The organism is Streptomyces sp. BB1-1-1, assembly GCF_031597775.1.
Classification (GTDB): Bacteria; Actinomycetota; Actinomycetes; order Streptomycetales; family Streptomycetaceae; genus Streptomyces; species Streptomyces thinghirensis.
The window spans coordinates 4,465,249-4,482,291 of the sequence record NZ_CP134203.1 but is presented as its reverse complement, the minus strand read 5'-3'; the positions used below and the strand labels follow the sequence as shown (position 1 = coordinate 4,482,291).

Genomic DNA, 17,043 nt, shown 5'->3' with positions numbered 1-17,043 from the left:
CTTTTGTTCAGGAAAGTCGGATTCACTGAGAATTTCGTCGGGCCTCGGTCCGGGGCTGCCGGTCAGTGGGCTCCCACCAGCAGCTCCGCCGCGGCCTCCCGCTCCCCCATCGCCCGCAGCGGCCCCGGCACCGCGGCCAGCTCCGCGTACGTCCCCCGCTGCGCGACCCGGCCCTCACCCAGGACGATCACCTCGTCCACGGCCTCCAGACCCGCCAGCCTGTGCGTGATCAGCAGGGTGGTACGGCCCTCGGTGGCGGCCAGCAGATCGCCGGTGAGCGCGTCGGCGGTCGGCAGGTCGAGGTGCTCCGCGGGCTCGTCGAGTACGAGGACGGGGAAGTCGGCGAGCAGCGCCCGGGCGAGGGCCAGCCGCTGCCGCTGCCCGCCGGACAACCGGGCCCCGTGCTCACCGACCAGCGTGTCCAGGCCGTCGGGCAGGCTGTCCGCCCACTCCAGCAGCCGGGCCCGGCCCAGCACGTCGCGCAGCTCGTCCTCGGTGGCGTCCTTCCTGGCCAGGAGCAGGTTTTCGCGCACCGAGCTGTCGAAGAGGTGCGCATCCTGGGCGCACAGCCCGACCAGGCGCCGTACGTCGTCGCCGGCCAAGGCGTAGGCGTCCACGCCGGCCAGCGTGTAGGAACCCGCGTCCGCGTCGAGGAACCGCAGCAGCACCTGGGCCAGCGTCGTCTTGCCGGACCCGGAGGGACCGACCACGGCGATACGCCGACCCTCCGCCAGAGTCAGGTCCAGCCCCACCAGGGCATCCCGGTCCTGCCCGGCGTGGCGCGCGGCCAGCCCCTTGAGGACGACGGGGAACGGCGACGCGGGCGCCTGCCGGGGCGTCTCCGGCTCCCGTACGGGCTCGGGGGCGTCGAGCACCTCGTACACCCGCTCCCCGCTCCTGTGCACGCGCTGCCGGTACTGCACGGCCAGCGGCAGCCCGAGTACGGCCTCGAAGGCGGCCAGCGGCGTGAGTACGACGACGGCCATGGCCACGCCGGCGAGCCGGCCGTCGGCGACCGCCTGGATCCCGACGAGGGCGGCCCCGGCGACGGTCAGGCCGGAGATCAGCGCGGTGAGGCCGTCACCCAGCGCGGTGGCGGTGGCGGCACGCGAGGCGATCCCGGTGAGCGTGCCGTCGGCCCGGCGCGCCTCGGCGGCCCGCGCGGGCAGAGCACCGGCGACGGTCAGCTCGGCGGTACCGGTGAGCAGATCGGTCACCCTGGTGGCGAGCACGCCTCGGGCGGGGGCGAGCCTGCGCTCGGCCCGCCGTGCCACCGCGCCGGTGACGAGCGGGACCCCGACTCCGGCCGCCAGCAGACCGACCGCGAGCACGACGCCGGCCTCCGGCAGCAGCCAGGCCGTGAAACCGACCGACGCGGCGGAGACGACGACTGCGGACGCGGCGGGCAGCAGCCACCGCAGCCAGTAGTCCTGCAGGGCGTCGACGTCGGCGACGAGCCGGGACAGCAGGTCGCCCCGGCGGCTGCGGCGAAGCCCCGCAGGCGCCAGCCGCTCGAGGCGCCGGTACACGGCGACCCGGGTGTCGGCCAGCATCCGCAGCACGGCGTCGTGCGACACGAGCCGCTCGGCGTAGCGGAACACGGCCCGCCCGATCCCGAAAGCGCGCGTCGCCGTCACGGCCATCATCAGATACAGCACCGGCGGCTGCTCGGAGGCCCGCGAGATGAGGTACCCGGAAGTGGCCATCAGACCGACGGCGCTGCCGAGCGCCAGGCTGCTGAGCAGCAGCGCGAGGACGAGCCGTCCGCGCCGGGCGCCGGACATCGCCCGCACCCGGGCGAGGACGCCTCCTCCGGCGGGCGTCGAGGGAGCCGCGTCCTGCGGGGGAGTCGGAGCAGTGGCTCCAGCTATCTCGTCGAGGGGGCGGGCAGCGGGCGCCACGGAAATGCCGTCGACCGCGGCGACGGGCGTCGGCTCCTCCAGTCGCACCACCCGGTCGGCCACCTCCAGCAGCGCCGGGCGGTGCACCACCAGCAGTACCGTCCGCCCCTCCGCCAGCCTTCGCACGGCGGCCACGACCTCGGCCTCGGTCGCCCCGTCCAGGGCGGCCGTCGGCTCGTCGAGCAGCAGTACCGGCCGGTCCGCGAGGAACGCCCGGGCCAGCGCCAGCCGTTGCCGCTGCCCGGCGGACAGCCCGGCGCCGTCCTCCCCGAGCACGGTCCCCGTCCCCTCGGGCAGCGCGTCCACGAACTCCAGCGCGCCCGCGTCCCGCAGCGCCCGCTGTACGGCGGTGTCGTCGGCGTCGGGCCGGGCCAGGCGTACGTTCTCGGCGATGGTGCCGGCGTAAAGGTGCGGGTGCTGAGGCACCCAGGCGACGCGGGCGTGCCACTGCGCCAGGTCGAGGGAGGTGAGATCGGCTCCCCCGATGCGGACTCGCCCACCGGCCGGTTGCACGAAACCGAGGAGGGCGTTGAGGAGCGTCGACTTGCCCGCCCCGCTCGGACCGACGAGCGCGACCGTCTCCCCGGGCTGGACGGTGAAGCTCACGTCCGTCACGGCGGCCGCGGCGCGTCCGGGATAGCGGATGGTCACGCCCTCGACGGACAGCGCGTCGCCCGCCGGCGGAGGACCGGCGGTCCCCGAGGCCGGCACGGGCCGCTCCAGCACCTCGAAGATCTCCTCGGCGGCGGCAAGCCCCTCCGCCGCCGCGTGGTACTGCGCCCCCACCTGCCGCAGCGGCAGATAGGCCTCGGGCGCCAGCACGAGTACCACCAGGCCGTCGTACAGGGCCATGTCGCCGTGGACGAGCCGCATGCCGATGGTGACGGCGACGAGTGCTACGGAGAGCGTGGCGAGCAGTTCAAGCGCGAAGGACGACAGGAAGGCGATCCGCAGCGTCCGCATGGTCGCCTGCCGGTATTCACCGGTGATGCGTTTGATCGATTCGGCCTGCGCCTTGGCCCGCCCGAAGACCTTCAGCGTCGGCAGCCCGGCGACCACGTCCAGGAAGTGCCCGGAGAGCCGGGACAGGAGCCGCCACTGGCGGTCCATCCGGGACTGCGTGGCCCAGCCGATCAGCACCATGAAGATCGGGATGAGGGGCAGGGTGCCGACGATGATGGCCGCCGAGACCCAGTCCTCGGTGACGATGCGGGCCAGCACCGCCACGGGTACGACCACCGCGAGACCCAACTGGGGCAGATAGCGCGAGAAATAGTCGTCGAGGGCGTCGACTCCACGGGTGGCCAACGCCACCAGCGACCCGGTCCGCTGCCCGCTCAGCCAACCGGGACCGAGCGTGGTGGCCCGCTCCAGCAGCCGGCTCCGCAGCTCGGACTTGACTGCCGCGCTCGCCCGGTGCGCGGCCAGCTCGGTGAGCCAGCCGACCAGCGCACGGCCGCAGGCGACAGCCACCAAAAGCAGCAGGGGAGAACGGAGTTCGCTGGCTGCCATGCCGTGCTGGAAGGCGCCCACCACCACCTCGGCGATGAGCATCGCCTGTGCGACGAGCAACCCGGCCCCGACGGCGCCCAGGACGACGACCGCCGTCAGAAAGAACCGGGTGGCGCGGGCGTACCGCAGAAGACGTGGATCGATGGGTTTCACGTGAAACATGCCCTCCCGTCCAGAGAGTGTGTTTCACGTGAAACGAGCCGCGTGAGACACACCCTGCCGGACTCAGTGCGCGGGTTCGGCGAGGTGCTGGGTGCCGATCCGCTTGCGGAACACCCAGTACGTCCAGCCCTGGTAGAGCAGGACGACCGGCGTGGCGACCGCGGCCAGCCAAGTCATGATCTTCAGGGTGTAAGGGCTGGACGAAGCGTTGGTGACAGTGAGGCTCCAGTCCGCGTTGAGCGTGGACGGCATGACGTTCGGGAAGAGCGTCAGGAAGAGCATCGCCACGGCGGCCACGATGGTGACGCCGGACAGCGCGAATGCCCAGCCCTCGCGGCCGGCCTGGTTGGCCACCAGGGCGACGACCAGGGCGGCGACGGCCACCACGAGGGCGACCAAGCTCTTGCCGTCCCCGCTGTCGACCTGCGTCCAGACCAGGAAAGCCAGAGCCAGCACGGCCGTGACAAGGCCGACGCGCAGCGCGAGGGTCCGTGCCCTTTCGCGGATCTCACCGACGGTCTTGAGCGCCGTGAACACCGTCCCGTGGAATGTGAACAGCGTCAGCGTGACCAGGCCGCCCAGGAGGGCGTACGGATTGAGCAGGTCCCAGACGGATCCGACGTACTCCAGGTCCCGGTCGATCTTCACGCCGTGCACGATGTTGCCGAAGGCCACGCCCCACAGGAACGCCGGGAGCAGCGAGGTCCAGAAGATCGCGGTCTCCCAGTTGCGCTGCCAGCGTTCCTCCGGCCGCTTCACGCGGTACTCGAAGGCGACACCCCGGACGATCAGGCAGACCAGGATGACGAGCAGAGGCAGGTAGAAGCCGGAGAAGAGAGTGGCGTACCACTCGGGGAAGGCGGCGAAGGTCGCACCGCCGGCCGTGAGCAGCCATACCTCGTTGCCGTCCCACACGGGCCCGATGGTGTTGATCAGGACCCGCTTCTCGGCCCGGTTCCGGGCGAGCAGCTTGGTGAGCACGCCGACCCCGAAGTCGAAGCCCTCCAGGAAGAAGTAGCCCGTCCACAGGACGGCGATCAGAACGAACCAGACGTCGTGCAGTTCCATGACTGTGCAGCTCCCTCGGCCTAGTACGAGAAGGCCATCGGCTTGTCGGCGTCACGGAGGTCGCCGCCGATCTTCGTGGGCGGGTTGAGGTCGGCCTCGGTGAGCTCGGGCGGGCCCGCCTTGACGTACTTGGCGAGCAGCCTGACCTCAATGACGGCGAGGATGGCGTAGAGCGTGGTGAAGACGACCATCGAGATGATGACCTCCGCCTGGGAGACACCGGGGGAGACCGCGTCGCGGGTCTGCATCACGCCGTAGACGACCCAGGGCTGCCGGCCCATCTCGGTGAAGATCCAGCCCCAGGAGTTGGCGATCAGCGGGAAGGCCATCGTCCAGAGGGCCAGGAGCCAGTACAGGCGGGTGAGTCTGGCGCCGAGCGGCTTGCGCAGCAGCACCAGGTGCGGCACCTCGTCCTCCCCGGTCCGCAGCGCGGCCGGCAGCAGGAACCTCTTCCGCGTCAGCCACAGGCCCAGCAGGCCGAGGGAGAAGGACGCCATGCCGAAGCCGATCATCCACCGGAAGCCCCAGTAGGCGACGGGGACGATGGGCTTGTAGTCACCGGGGCCGAACTTCTCCTGCAGCGCCTTGTTGGTGTCGTTGATGCCGGGCACGTACGAGTCGAAGTCGCTGTGGGCGAGGAAGGACAGCAGTCCGGGGATCTCCAGGGCGACCTTGTTGTGGCCCTTGTCGACGTCTCCGTAGGCGAAGACGGAGAACGGCGCCGGCTCCTCGCCGTCCCACAGGGCCTCGGCGGCGGCCATCTTCATCGGCTGCTGCTCGTACATGACCTTGCCGAGGGTGTCGCCGCTGATCGCGGTGAGCATGCCGCCGACCGCCAGAGTGACCAGGCCGAGCCGGAGCGACGTCCGCATCACCGGGATGTGCTTCTTGCGCATCAGGTGGAGGGCGGCGATGCCGACCATGAAGGCGCCACCCGTCAGGAAGGCCGCCGAGAAGCTGTGGAAGACCTGGTTGAGCGCGGTGTTCTGGGTCAGGACGGCCCAGAAGTCGGTCAGCTCGGCGCGGCCCTTCTCCTCGTTGATGCGGTAGCCGACGGGGTGCTGCATCCAGGAGTTGGCCGCGAGGATGAAGTACGCCGACAGCAGGGTGCCGATCGAGACCATCCAGATGCAGGCCAGGTGGATCTTCTTGGGCAACTTGTCCCAGCCGAAGATCCACAGACCGATGAAGGTGGACTCGAAGAAGAAGGCGATCAGCGCCTCGAAGGCGAGCGGAGCACCGAAGACATCACCCACGAAGCGGGAGTAGTCGGACCAGTTCATGCCGAACTGGAACTCCTGCACGATGCCGGTGACGACACCCATGGCGATGTTGATCAGGAAGAGCTTGCCCCAGAACTTGGTCGCTCTGAGGTACTTCTCCTTCTCGGTACGGACCCAGGCGGTCTGCAGTCCGGCCGTGAGGGCGGCCAGCGAGATCGTCAGCGGGACGAACAGGAAGTGGTAGACGGTCGTGATGCCGAACTGCCATCGCGCCAGCGTCTCCGGCGCCAGAGCCATGTCCACGTCGTCAGTCTCCTTACATCGCCACATCGCCGTGGCCGGCGGTGCTTTGAGCGTGTATGTCACACCTATCTCGGGCGCAACCGGGACACGCTTGTGAACGCGTTCACATTCACAAGCAATTATGACGTACAGCTTTTCGACACCGGAAGGGGGGTCCCCTGTGACGTCAACCCCTTGGCAAGAGCTTCAACAACTTGTTGAATTCGCCGCATGAAGATTCGGATCTCATGGCCCGCGGGTCACCTCACCGCAGCGCTCGACGACACCCCGACCACGCAGGCGCTGCTCAAGGCCCTGCCGTTCACTGCCTCCGCCCACACATGGGGCGAGGAGGTGTACTTCGACACGGGTATGTCGGTTTCACGTGAAACGGACGCCCGGGAGGTCGTGGAGCCGGGCACGGTCGCCTTCTGGACCGACGGCGACGCTCTGGCGCTGCCGTACGGGCCCACGCCGATCTCGCGAGGCGACGAATGCCGCCTCGCGAGTCCCTGCAATGTCCTGGGTCGTCTCGACGGCGATCCGCGCCTGCTGGCGACGGTGCGCGACGGCGACCCGATACGCGTCGAACGCGTCGACGCGTAGAACCACTACAGCGGCCGACCACCACTACAGCGGTCGCCGACCACCACAGCGGTCTTGCGAAGTCCTACAGCGGCCTACAGCTCGTTGCGGAACTCCTCCGACACCTTGAGGAAGATGTCGTTCGCCTCGCTCTCGCCGACCGTCACCCGCACACCCTCGCCCGGGAACGGTCGAATGACCACGCCTGCCTGCTCACAGGCGTCGGCGAAGGCGACCGTGCGCTCCCCCAGCCGCAGCCACACGAAGTTGGCCTGGGTCTCGGGCACCGTCCAGCCCTGTGCGCGCAGCGTGTCGACCACGCGCGTGCGCTCGCACACCAGCGAACCGACCCGGCCGATCAACTCGTCCTCGGCGCGCAGCGAGGCGATCGCCGCCTCCTGCGCGATCTGGCTGACCCCGAAGGGCACCGCCGTCTTGCGCAGCGCCGCCGCCACCGGCTCGTGGGCGATCGCGAACCCGACCCGCAGGCCGGCGAGGCCGTACGCTTTGGAAAAGGTACGCAGGACGCAGACGTTGGGCCGCTCACGGTAGATCTCGACACCGTCCGGCACCTCGGGGTCCCGGATGAACTCGCGGTAGGCCTCGTCGAGGACCACCAGCACGTCGCTCGGCACCTGACCGAGGAACCGCTCCAGCTCGGCCCGCCGCACCACCGTGCCCGTCGGGTTGTTGGGGTTGCAGACGAAGATCAGCCGGGTCCGGTCCGTGATCGCGGCCGCCATCGCGTCCAGGTCGTGCACGTCGCCCGGTGTCAGCGGCACCTTCACGGACGTCGCGCCGCTGATCTGCGTGATGATCGGGTACGCCTCGAAGGAGCGCCAGGCGTAGATGACCTCGTCGCCCGGGCCCGAGGTCGCCTGGATGAGCTGCTGGGCCACACCGACCGAGCCGGTGCCGGTGGCCAGGTGAGAGAGGGGCACACCGAACCGGTCCGACAGCTCGCTCATCAGGGCCGTACAGGCCATGTCCGGGTACCGGTTGAACGACGAGGCCGTGGCCGTCACCGTCTCCATCACGCCCGGCAGGGGCGGATAGGGGTTCTCGTTGGAGGACAGCTTGTAGGCCACCGGACCGTCGGCCGCGGCGGGCCTGCCCGGCTTGTAGGTGGGAATTCCCTCCAGTTCGGCGCGCAGCTTCGGGCTCGTCTCGCTCACCGCAGTCCTCCTCGTGACCACCACCGGCATCGAATACTTCTCACCTTATGAGGATTCAGCGCCGCTGCGTATAGGTGAGGCCAGACCTCATCCGTCACACCGGCATCAGGGGCATCAGCGCACGAAGGCGCACGATTCGGGGGGCGCGCCGCACATATATCTACGCGCCGGTGGCTCGCGCCGTGGCGCGCATCCCTCGTGCAGGTGAGTTGAGACCTCTTCGCAACATCTGCCACTTGGCAGGCCCTCACTGGTCGACACGCCAGGTAATGGGATGCAGTCAACCAACTTGCTTGCTTTCGAAGGCTGTTGCAGCTTAATGATCATGCAGAAACGTGACTGTCAACGCGTGCATATGCGTCCGCCCTACCCCACCCCATGAGCCCTACTATCGGCTCGCCATGACAGCAGCAGGGAAGCACCAGGTGAGCCGCGCGGAAACCTCACGTCGAGGCAGCCGGCCGGGCCGGGCGGGCATCAGGGACGTGGCCGCCGCCGCCGGAGTATCCATCACTACCGTCTCCGATGCCCTCAACGGCAAGGGCCGACTCCCGGATGCCACCCGGCGCCATGTGCGCGAGGTCGCCGACCGACTGGGCTACCGGCCCTCGGCCGCCGCCCGCACGCTCCGCACCGGCAAGTCCGGACTCATCGGCCTGACCGTGACGACATACGGGGATGAACCTTTCACCTTCACCGAGTTCGCGTACTTCGCCGAGATGGCGCGGGCCGCCACGTCCGCCGCGCTGGCCCGCGGATACGCCCTCGTCATCCTCCCGGCGACCTCCCGTCACGACGTGTGGTCGAACGTCGCGCTCGACGGCACGGTCGTCATCGACCCCTCGGACCACGACCCGGTCGTCAGCGAACTGGTACGCCAGGGTTTACCGGTCGTCTCCGACGGCCGCCCGGCCGGCTCGCTCCCCGTGACCGCCTGGGTCGACAACGACCACGAGGCGGCCGTACTCGGCATCCTCGACCACCTGGCCGACGCCGGTGCCCGCAGGATCGGCCTGCTCACCGGCACCACGACCGACACGTACACCCATCTGTCGACCACCGCCTACCTGCGCTGGTGCGAGCGCGTCGGCCAGGACCCGGTCTACGAGGCCTATCCGGCACACGACCCGTGCGCCGGCGCCGTCGCCGCCGACCGGCTGCTCGCCCGCCCCGACCGGCCCGACGCCGTCTACGGTCTGTTCGACCCGAACGGCACCGACCTGCTCGCCGCCGCCCGCCGCTACGGGCTGCGCGTCCCGGAGGACCTGCTGCTGGTCTGCTGCAGCGAGTCCACCGTGTACGCCAGCACCGAACCGCCCATCACCACCCTGTCGCTGAAGCCCCGCCGCATCGGCACGGCGGTGATCCAGGTCCTCATCGACGCCATCGAGGGGCTCGACTCGGATCAGCCGGTCGAGCAGGTGATACCGACCGAACTGATCGTGCGCACGTCTTCGCAGCGGCGCCCGCCACGGACGACGGTCAGCCCGCCGCGGTCACCCGAGGGCAAGTAGGGCCACCGCCTCGGAAACGGGAAGGCGGGGCCCGGCCGACGCGCCCGCTCGGGAGCGCCGACGGCCCAGCGGGTGCGGCGCCACCCCCGTACGGGAGTGGCGGCGAGGGCGGCGAAGACGGCATCCGGCACGTCCGGGGCATGATCACACCGCACTGCGGACGGTCGAAGCCCGGCCCAATCGGGGCGAAAGCCGCGGTGAAGCGGAGTCCTGTTCTGATTCACCACCCCTGGGTCATCACACAGCGCGATCCGCATTCCTATGATGGGCCCACACACCGTGGGCCGCTGCGACCAGGCAGTCCGAAGCGGTGCAGATGCGGCGCGATGGTGGAGGGGTCGATGACTCAGGGGGCCGGTCAGGGACCCGAGGTGGAGCGGACGGCGACGGTACGCGACTTCCGGGTGCCCGCGTACGTCCACGAGACCGCTCCGTACGCCGCCACCGGCACGCACGCGGGCGAGGCAGCGCCGCCCTCCGAGGAGGAGTACGAAGAGAACCTCCCAGAGGGGTACACGCCCACTCAGCGGGATCTGCCCGTCATCCGTCGGGGTGACACGGTCCAGGTGGCCGTCGACCCCGAACCGATCGTGGTGCAGCAGCCCGCCACGGGCCAGGGGCCGCTGTTCGTCGTCGGCGACGTGCACGGCTACCTCGACGAGCTGCTGGCCGCCCTTCAGGAGAAGGGCCTCATCGACGCCGCCGGACAGTGGTGCGCGGGCACCTCCCGCCTCTGGTTCCTCGGCGACTTCACGGACCGGGGCCCGGACGGCATCGGCGTCATCGACCTGGTGATGCGGCTGTCCGCCGAGGCCGCCGCGGCCGGCGGCTACTGCAAGGCGCTGATGGGCAACCACGAACTGCTGCTGCTCGGCGCCAAGCGATTCGGCGACACGCCCGTCAACTCCGGCGCGGGCACCGCCACCTTCCAGGCGGCCTGGCTGCTGAACGGCGGCCAGAAGACCGACATGGACCGGCTGCAGGACCACCACCTCCAGTGGATGGCCCGCCTCGACGCCCTCGAAGCGGTCGACGGCCACCTCCTGGTCCACTCCGACACCACCACCTACCTCGACTACGGCGGCTCCATCGAGGAGGTCAACGACACCGTCCGCGAGACGCTCACGCGCAACGACGCGGAAGAGGTGTGGGACCTGTTCCGCAAGTTCACCAAGCGCTTCTCCTTCCGCGACGAGGGCGGCGCCGACGCCGTGCGCTCACTGCTGGACACGTACGGCGGCACCCGGATCGTGCACGGCCACAGTCCCATCCCCTACCTGCTGGGCGAGGTCGGCTCCGAGGACGGCGAGGACGACACGCGTACCGCGGTCGAGGGACCTCACGTCTACGCGGACGGGCTGGCCATCGCGATGGACGGCGGCGTGACCATGGCCGGAAAGCTGCTGGTCCAGCAACTTCCGCTGGACGCCTGACGGTTCGCCGGACGGGTTTACACGCGGCGGCGGTCCGTACAGCCCGGCACCCAATTTCTGGAAACCCCCTGTCACCACCCACCGTCACCGCTCTACCATCGGCTTATCCGTAGCAGGCTCCCCTCCGTTTCTGCCCGACGGCTCGTTGGCATGCGAGCCCCAAGCCCTACGGAGCATCGGGGGATGCACATGAACAGCGTTCCGCAGCACCTGTCGAACGAGGACCGCCAAGAGTACGAGCGGGTCCTCGAAGAGGCGCTGCGCTCCGCACCACACCGCCCGGAACTGGCCGCTGTCGGACAGCGGCTCAACTCCGAACAACTGCGCACCATGGCACTCAACGCCACCGCCCTCATCACCGCGGCGGCCACGACCGAGTACCAGCACTACGTGAAGGTCCGCGAGGAACTGCGCCACCCGGCGCCGCCCGCCCAGGTGCCGTCCACGCGCGAGTCCGGCTCCGACGAGCCGGGCACGGGCGCGGCGGGACTCGCCGCCACCATGGGCGAGGTCGCCGAGGCGACCGGCGCGGGCGCCGTCGCCGTACTCGCCGTCCTGGCACCCGTCCTGGCCGGCACCGCCGCGGCGATCTTCCTGCTCGTCGGCTACATCCTGAAGATGCTCGATCCGGGGCAGGCCTTCGCGCAGACCATGCTCACCACCGGATGGGTGTTCGGCGCGTTCACCGCGGTGGCGATCCTCGTCGCCGGAGTGGGGCTGCTGCTCACCGCGCTGCGCAACCGCCCCTCCGCCGAGTCCGGCTTCTACGGCGAACTCGACGAGGAAGTGGTCCGGGCCAGGGACGCCTGGCACGAAGCCCTGCTCGAGCGCGGCATCCTGCCCTTCCTCCGGGAGGCACTCGCCGAGCCGGGCGCCACGGCACTGCACCGTACGGCACCGGCGGCGCCGACCAGCCGTATGCCGCACCTCGGTTACGGCCGGCCTGGGTTCACCAGCCCGGACGGCGGTCCCGAGGCGGGTCCGCGTCCGCGTTACTCGAGCCCGGACTACAGCAGCCCGGACTTCGGCGGCCCGGAACACCGGCCCGAGTAGCCACCGGTCCCGGGCGGGCAGCGGATCAGAGGATGCCCGCCCGGCCGGCGGCAGTGATCCAGGACGGGAACTCGGACAGCAGTCGGTCGTACAGCTCCGGGTCCGGGACGGTGCTGATGTCGTCCACGGCGAAGAAGCCGACGTTGTCGACGCGGCGGCCCGGCAGGGTGTCGAAGCGCTCGAGCACGCCGTAGTTGGCCCGCCCGAGCCCCACGAACTGCCAGAAGACGGGCTCCTCCACCGCCTCCCGCAGCTCCCGCTCGATCTCGGCGTTGCGGTAGACGCCTCCGTCGGAGAAGAACAGCACCAGGGTGGGAGCCGACGCCGGGTTGTCCCGGACGTAGGCCCGGACCTCGGCGATCACCTTCTGTTCCTCGTTCTGGATGCCGACCGCCCGCATGTCGACCTGCTCGGGGTGCAGGCCCTTCTTCCTGCCGCGACGGAAGAGGCTGATCTCCCCCACGCGTACGTGCAGCCGCAGCCACTCGGGGAGCTCGCCGAGGCGGAGGTCGGGCAGCCGGGCCGGGGTCGAGGCGAAGGTCCATGCCTGCATCTCACCGTCGTCGTCCAGTTGCGCGGCGACGGCGGCCATCCGCTCCACGACGTCCGTGACCACGCCCTTGGAGTAGAGGAAGGACATGGACCCGGAGGCGTCCAGGACCAGGACGACGCGCGCGGTGACCCCGGCCGCCCCGTGCTTGCTCAGGCTGACCGCGACCTGTTCCTTGCGCAGGGACAATCGCTTGCGCATGTCGACGGGAAGGTGTTCCTCCCCCTTGGTGAGGCGGGGTCCCGCACCGGTGGGCGCCGGTGGCGCGGTCGGCGCTGCGGGCGGCGGCTGTGCTGCCGGCGGGGCCGGGGCCGGTGGCATGGGCGCCTGCGGTATCGGCGGGGTCGGCCGGGTCGCCGCTGTCGGCCGGGTCGCCGGGGCGGCGGGCGCGGCCGCCGGGGGAGCGTCGTCCACGGTGATGCCGAAGTCCGTGGCCACACCCGCGAGACCGGAGGCGTAACCCTGCCCGACCGCGCGGAACTTCCACTTCCCCTGACGCCGGTACAGCTCGCCGCCGACCAGGGCGGTCTCCGTCCCGGCCGCCATGTCGAACCGGGCCAGTTCGGTGCGGGTCCCGGCGTCCAGCAGCCGCAGTGACAGCCCCGGGACCTGGCCGAACGTCCCGCCGTCCGCCGAGGCACACAGGACGATGCGGTCGACGGCCGCTTCCACCGAGCGCAGGTCCACCTCGACGGCGTCGGTCGTGACGCCCGCGCCGGCACCGGAGCCGCCCTGCTTGCCCAGGTGCCTCACCGCGTCGGACGCGTGGCGGGGCTGGTTGTAGAAGACGAAGTCGCCGTCGTCCCGCACGCGTCCGGCCGAGGTGAGCAGCAGCGCGGAGGCGTCGACCTCGGGCACCCCCGGCCCGGCGGACCAGACGAGTTCGACGCGCACCGCGGGGGAGTCGACGGCGAGATTGGCACCCTTGCTCAGGGAGGTGGCTGTCATGCGCCCAGTCTGCCGAGACGCACCCCCCGGTGGGGAGAGGGCAGACCCGGCGCGTGACGCCGGAGCAGGGACTCAGTCGGCCAACGGCAGGTACACCCTGTTTCCCTGCGCCGCGAACTCCTTCGACTTCTGGGCCATGCCCTCCTCGATCTCGGCCTTGCTGCCTCCGTGTTCACGTCGGATGTCCTGCGAGATCTTCATGGAACAGAACTTCGGACCGCACATCGAGCAGAAGTGGGCCGTCTTGGCGGGCTCGGCCGGCAGTGTCTCGTCGTGGAACTCCCGTGCCGTGTCCGGGTCGAGGGCCAGGTTGAACTGGTCCTCCCACCGGAACTCGAAACGGGCGTCCGACAGCGCGTCGTCCCACTCCTGCGCACCTGGGTGACCCTTGGCGAGGTCGGCGGCATGGGCGGCGATCTTGTAGGTGATGACGCCGGTCTTGACGTCGTCACGGTTGGGCAGGCCCAGGTGCTCCTTGGGCGTGACGTAGCAGAGCATGGCCGTGCCCCACCAGGCGATCATCGCGGCACCGATGCCGGAGGTGATGTGGTCGTACGCCGGCGCGACGTCCGTCGTCAGCGGGCCGAGCGTATAGAACGGAGCTTCATCGCAGATCTCCTGCTGAAGGTCGATGTTCTCCTTGATCTTGTGCATCGGGACATGGCCCGGGCCCTCGATCATGGTCTGTACGTTGAAACGCTTGGCGATCGAGTTGAGTTCCCCGAGCGTGCGCAACTCCGCGAACTGCGCCTCGTCGTTGGCGTCCGCGATCGAGCCCGGCCGCAGGCCGTCGCCGAGGGAGTACGTGACGTCGTAGGCGGCGAGGATCTCGCAGAGCTCCTCGAAGTTGTCGTAGAGGAACGACTCCTTGTGGTGCGCCAGGCACCACGCCGCCATGATCGAGCCGCCGCGCGAGACGATGCCCGTCTTGCGGTTCGCGGTCAGCGGTACGTACGCCAGGCGCACGCCCGCGTGAACCGTCATGTAGTCCACGCCCTGCTCGGCCTGCTCGATGACGGTGTCCTTGTAGATCTCCCAGGTCAGCTCCTCGGCGCGGCCGTCGACCTTCTCCAGGGCCTGGTAGAGCGGCACGGTGCCGATGGGGACGGGGGAGTTGCGCAGCACCCACTCGCGGGTGGTGTGGATGTTGCGGCCGGTGGACAGGTCCATGACCGTGTCGGCACCCCACCGGGTCGCCCAGGTCATCTTGTCGACCTCCTCCTCGATGGAGGACGTGACCGCCGAGTTGCCGATGTTGGCGTTGACCTTCACCAGGAACCGCTTGCCGATGATCATCGGCTCGATCTCCGGGTGGTTGACGTTGGCGGGCAGCACGGCACGACCCGCCGCGATCTCCTCCCGGACCACTTCCGGCGAGACGTTCTCCCGGACGGCCACGTACTCCATCTCCGGCGTGATCTCGCCCCGGCGTGCGTACGCGAGCTGCGTGACCGCGTTGCCGTCCCTCCCCCGGCGCGGCTGACGCGGCCGTCCGGGGAAGACGGCGTCGAGGTTGCGCAGGCCGCCGCGCGGAGAGGTGTGCTTGATTCCGTCGTCCTCGGGACGGACGGGACGGCCCGCGTACTCCTCGGTGTCTCCTCGGGCGATGATCCAGTTCTCCCGCAGCGGCAGCAGCCCCCTGCGGACATCGGTGTCGACGAGCGGATCGGTGTACGGGCCCGACGTGTCGTACAGCGTGACCGACTGCCCGTTGGTGAGGTGCACCTGACGAACCGGCACGCGCAGGTCGGGGCGCGAACCCTCGACGTACGCCTTGTGCCAGCCGATGGACTTCCCGGCCTCCGCGGTCTCCTCCTGGGCGGAGTTCTGCGTGGAGGCAGGCGTGCGTGCGTCCTTGATGGTCATGAGACCTACTCCCTACGCCGGCATTACCCGGTAACAGGTTCGGCGGTCGACGCAGCGGCTTCCGTCTGTCGACGCTTCGTGGGATACATCACTCGGATTCGGTGACGTTTCCCGTGAAACATCGCTGGGACGGAGGTCAGCGCCCTCTCAGCCCGGTGCTCCGAGCTCCCGCGTGTACAAAGGTGCCCCCACGCTAGCGTCAATTCGGGCGCGGTGAACAGAGGGCCCCCCTGGTTCTTGCGATGATCGGTCGGTGACCACACCGCAGCATCCACCGTTTCCGCCGCACGAGCCCCGCCGCGGACCGGGCCCCGAGGACGGCAACGGCCACGGAGCCGGCCCCGCCCCCTCCGGCGCTCACGGCGCGGGCGGCGGCAGACACGACACGGGCGGCGGCCACGGCGATTCCGGCGGGCACGGCGGTCCGGGTGGGCACGGCGGTCCGGGTGGGCACGGGCACTCCCACAGTCACGGACCGGCGGCGCCCGTCTCCCGGCATCTGCGGAAGGTCATCGCCGCGGTCCTCATCCCGTTCGCCGCGGCGGTGCTGGTCGGGCTCGCGTTGCTGTGGCCGGGCGGTGCGCCGCCGCACGAACGCACCGGGGTCGGCTTCGACCGGCAGACGCAGGACGCCACCGTCACCAAGGTGGTCGAGCTGAGCTGTCAGTCCGTCAACGCCTCGGGCGTCCCCCCGACCGGCGACACCTCCACTGCCGAGGGCTCCTCCGCGGTGCAGCAGGCGCAGGGCGACTGCAAGCGGGCGACGATCCGCGTCGACACCGGCAAGCACAAGGGCCTCACGTTCACCGAGATCGTGCAGCCGGACCAGTCGCGGCAGCTGCACGAGGGCCAGAAGGTGGTGGTCGCCTACGAGCCCTCCGCACCGAAGGACCTGCAGTACTCGGTGACCGACATCAACCGCGGGCTGCCGCTGGCCCTGCTCGCCGGCATCTTCGCGCTCGCCGTCGTGGTCGTCGGAAGGCTGCGGGGCCTCATGGCCCTGATCTCGCTGGCCATCAGCTTCCTGCTGCTGAACTTCTTCATCCTGCCCGCGATCCTGCAGGGGTCGAACCCGCTGGCCGTGGCGGTAGTCGGGGCCAGCGCCATCATGCTGATCGCGCTGTATCTGTGCCACGGCCTGTCGGCCCGTACGTCCGTCGCGGTGCTCGGCACCCTGATCTCGCTGTTGCTGATCGGTGTGCTCGGATCGCTGTTCATCGACTGGGCCGCGCTCACCGGCAACACGGACGACAACACCGGCCTCATCCACGGCCTGTATCCGACGATCGACATGAGCGGCCTCCTGCTCGCCGGAGTCATCATCGGTTCGCTCGGTGTGCTCGACGACGTGACGGTCACCCAGACGTCGGCGGTCTGGGAACTGCACGAGGCCAACCCGACGATGGGCTGGCGGGGGCTGTACCGGGCGGGCATCCGGATCGGCCGCGACCACATCGCCTCGGTCGTCAACACGCTCGTCCTCGCCTACGCGGGCGCCGCGCTGCCCCTGCTGCTGCTGTTCTCGATCGCGCAGAGCGGGGTGGGGACGGTCGCCAACAGCGAGTTGGTGGCGGAGGAGATCGTGCGCACGCTGGTCGGCTCGATCGGCCTGGTGGCATCCGTTCCGGTCACCACGGCGCTCGCGGCCCTCGTCGTATCGGCCGACCGACCGACCGGCGCACCGGCGGCACAGGCCGCCGGGACGACGCCGGGTACCGGTGCGGCTCCCGTACGCGGGCGGGGCCGTCGGCGTAAGCGCTGACCCATCGGC

11 protein-coding genes and 1 riboswitch are annotated in these 17,043 nt (G+C 70.1%); of the genes, 5 read left to right on the top strand and 6 right to left on the bottom strand.

The genetic code is table 11. The annotated features are described in order from the left end of the window. Window positions 1-62: 62 nt before the first annotated feature. From cydD to RI578_RS20585, 3 genes are all read right to left on the bottom strand, one after another. Window positions 63-3,566 carry a thiol reductant ABC exporter subunit CydD gene (gene cydD, locus RI578_RS20595; protein WP_310875817.1) on the bottom strand — a complete coding sequence of 1,168 codons (3,504 nt, stop codon included), beginning with the start codon at window positions 3,564-3,566 and terminating at the stop codon, window positions 63-65. Between the two features lie 72 nt (window positions 3,567-3,638). Next, window positions 3,639-4,643, bottom strand: a complete 1,005-nt coding sequence (cydB, locus tag RI578_RS20590; RefSeq protein WP_310872433.1) for a cytochrome d ubiquinol oxidase subunit II — start codon at window positions 4,641-4,643, stop codon at window positions 3,639-3,641. A 20-nt stretch (window positions 4,644-4,663) separates the two neighbouring features. Further along, window positions 4,664-6,169, bottom strand: coding sequence for a cytochrome ubiquinol oxidase subunit I (locus RI578_RS20585; RefSeq protein ID WP_310872432.1), 1,506 nt, complete (start codon window positions 6,167-6,169; stop codon window positions 4,664-4,666). A 210-nt stretch (window positions 6,170-6,379) separates the two neighbouring features. Here RI578_RS20585 and RI578_RS20580 point away from each other — a divergent pair, with 210 nt between their 5' ends. Continuing rightward, window positions 6,380-6,754: a cyclophilin-like fold protein gene (locus RI578_RS20580; RefSeq protein ID WP_310872431.1), complete on the top strand. Its 375-nt coding sequence runs from the start codon at window positions 6,380-6,382 to the stop codon at window positions 6,752-6,754. A 74-nt stretch (window positions 6,755-6,828) separates the two neighbouring features. On the opposite strand, the gene hisC is transcribed toward RI578_RS20580, so the two are convergent. Beyond that, window positions 6,829-7,908 (bottom strand): histidinol-phosphate transaminase, encoded by a 1,080-nt coding sequence (hisC, locus tag RI578_RS20575; RefSeq protein WP_310872430.1) that lies wholly within the window; start codon window positions 7,906-7,908, stop codon window positions 6,829-6,831. 401 nt (window positions 7,909-8,309) lie between these two features. Here hisC and RI578_RS20570 point away from each other — a divergent pair, with 401 nt between their 5' ends. The 3 genes from RI578_RS20570 (at window position 8,310) to RI578_RS20560 (ending at window position 11,908) form a co-directional block, all read left to right on the top strand. Continuing rightward, the gene (locus RI578_RS20570) at window positions 8,310-9,422 is read left to right on the top strand and encodes a LacI family DNA-binding transcriptional regulator (protein WP_310872429.1); all 1,113 of its coding nucleotides are present in this window, start codon (window positions 8,310-8,312) and stop codon (window positions 9,420-9,422) included. Between the two features lie 326 nt (window positions 9,423-9,748). Then, window positions 9,749-10,855 carry a Ser/Thr/Tyr protein phosphatase SppA gene (gene sppA, locus RI578_RS20565; RefSeq protein ID WP_310872428.1) on the top strand — a complete coding sequence of 369 codons (1,107 nt, stop codon included), beginning with the start codon at window positions 9,749-9,751 and terminating at the stop codon, window positions 10,853-10,855. Between the two features lie 183 nt (window positions 10,856-11,038). After that, window positions 11,039-11,908 carry a hypothetical protein gene (locus RI578_RS20560; protein WP_310872427.1) on the top strand — a complete coding sequence of 290 codons (870 nt, stop codon included), beginning with the start codon at window positions 11,039-11,041 and terminating at the stop codon, window positions 11,906-11,908. A gap of 25 nt (window positions 11,909-11,933) precedes the next feature. On the opposite strand, the gene RI578_RS20555 is transcribed toward RI578_RS20560, so the two are convergent. Both RI578_RS20555 and thiC read right to left on the bottom strand, forming a co-directional pair. Then, window positions 11,934-13,406, bottom strand: coding sequence for a VWA domain-containing protein (locus RI578_RS20555; RefSeq protein WP_310872426.1), 1,473 nt, complete (start codon window positions 13,404-13,406; stop codon window positions 11,934-11,936). 72 nt (window positions 13,407-13,478) lie between these two features. Beyond that, a complete protein-coding gene (gene thiC / locus RI578_RS20550; RefSeq protein WP_310872425.1) occupies window positions 13,479-15,272 on the bottom strand; it encodes a phosphomethylpyrimidine synthase ThiC in 1,794 nt (597 codons plus the stop codon). After that, window positions 15,265-15,454, bottom strand: a riboswitch (TPP riboswitch). (Overlaps the previous gene by 8 nt.) 71 nt (window positions 15,455-15,525) lie before the next feature. On the opposite strand from thiC, the gene RI578_RS20545 reads away from it, so the two are divergent. Beyond that, the gene (locus tag RI578_RS20545; protein ID WP_310872424.1) at window positions 15,526-17,034 is read left to right on the top strand and encodes a YibE/F family protein; all 1,509 of its coding nucleotides are present in this window, start codon (window positions 15,526-15,528) and stop codon (window positions 17,032-17,034) included. Window positions 17,035-17,043 lie beyond the last annotated feature (9 nt).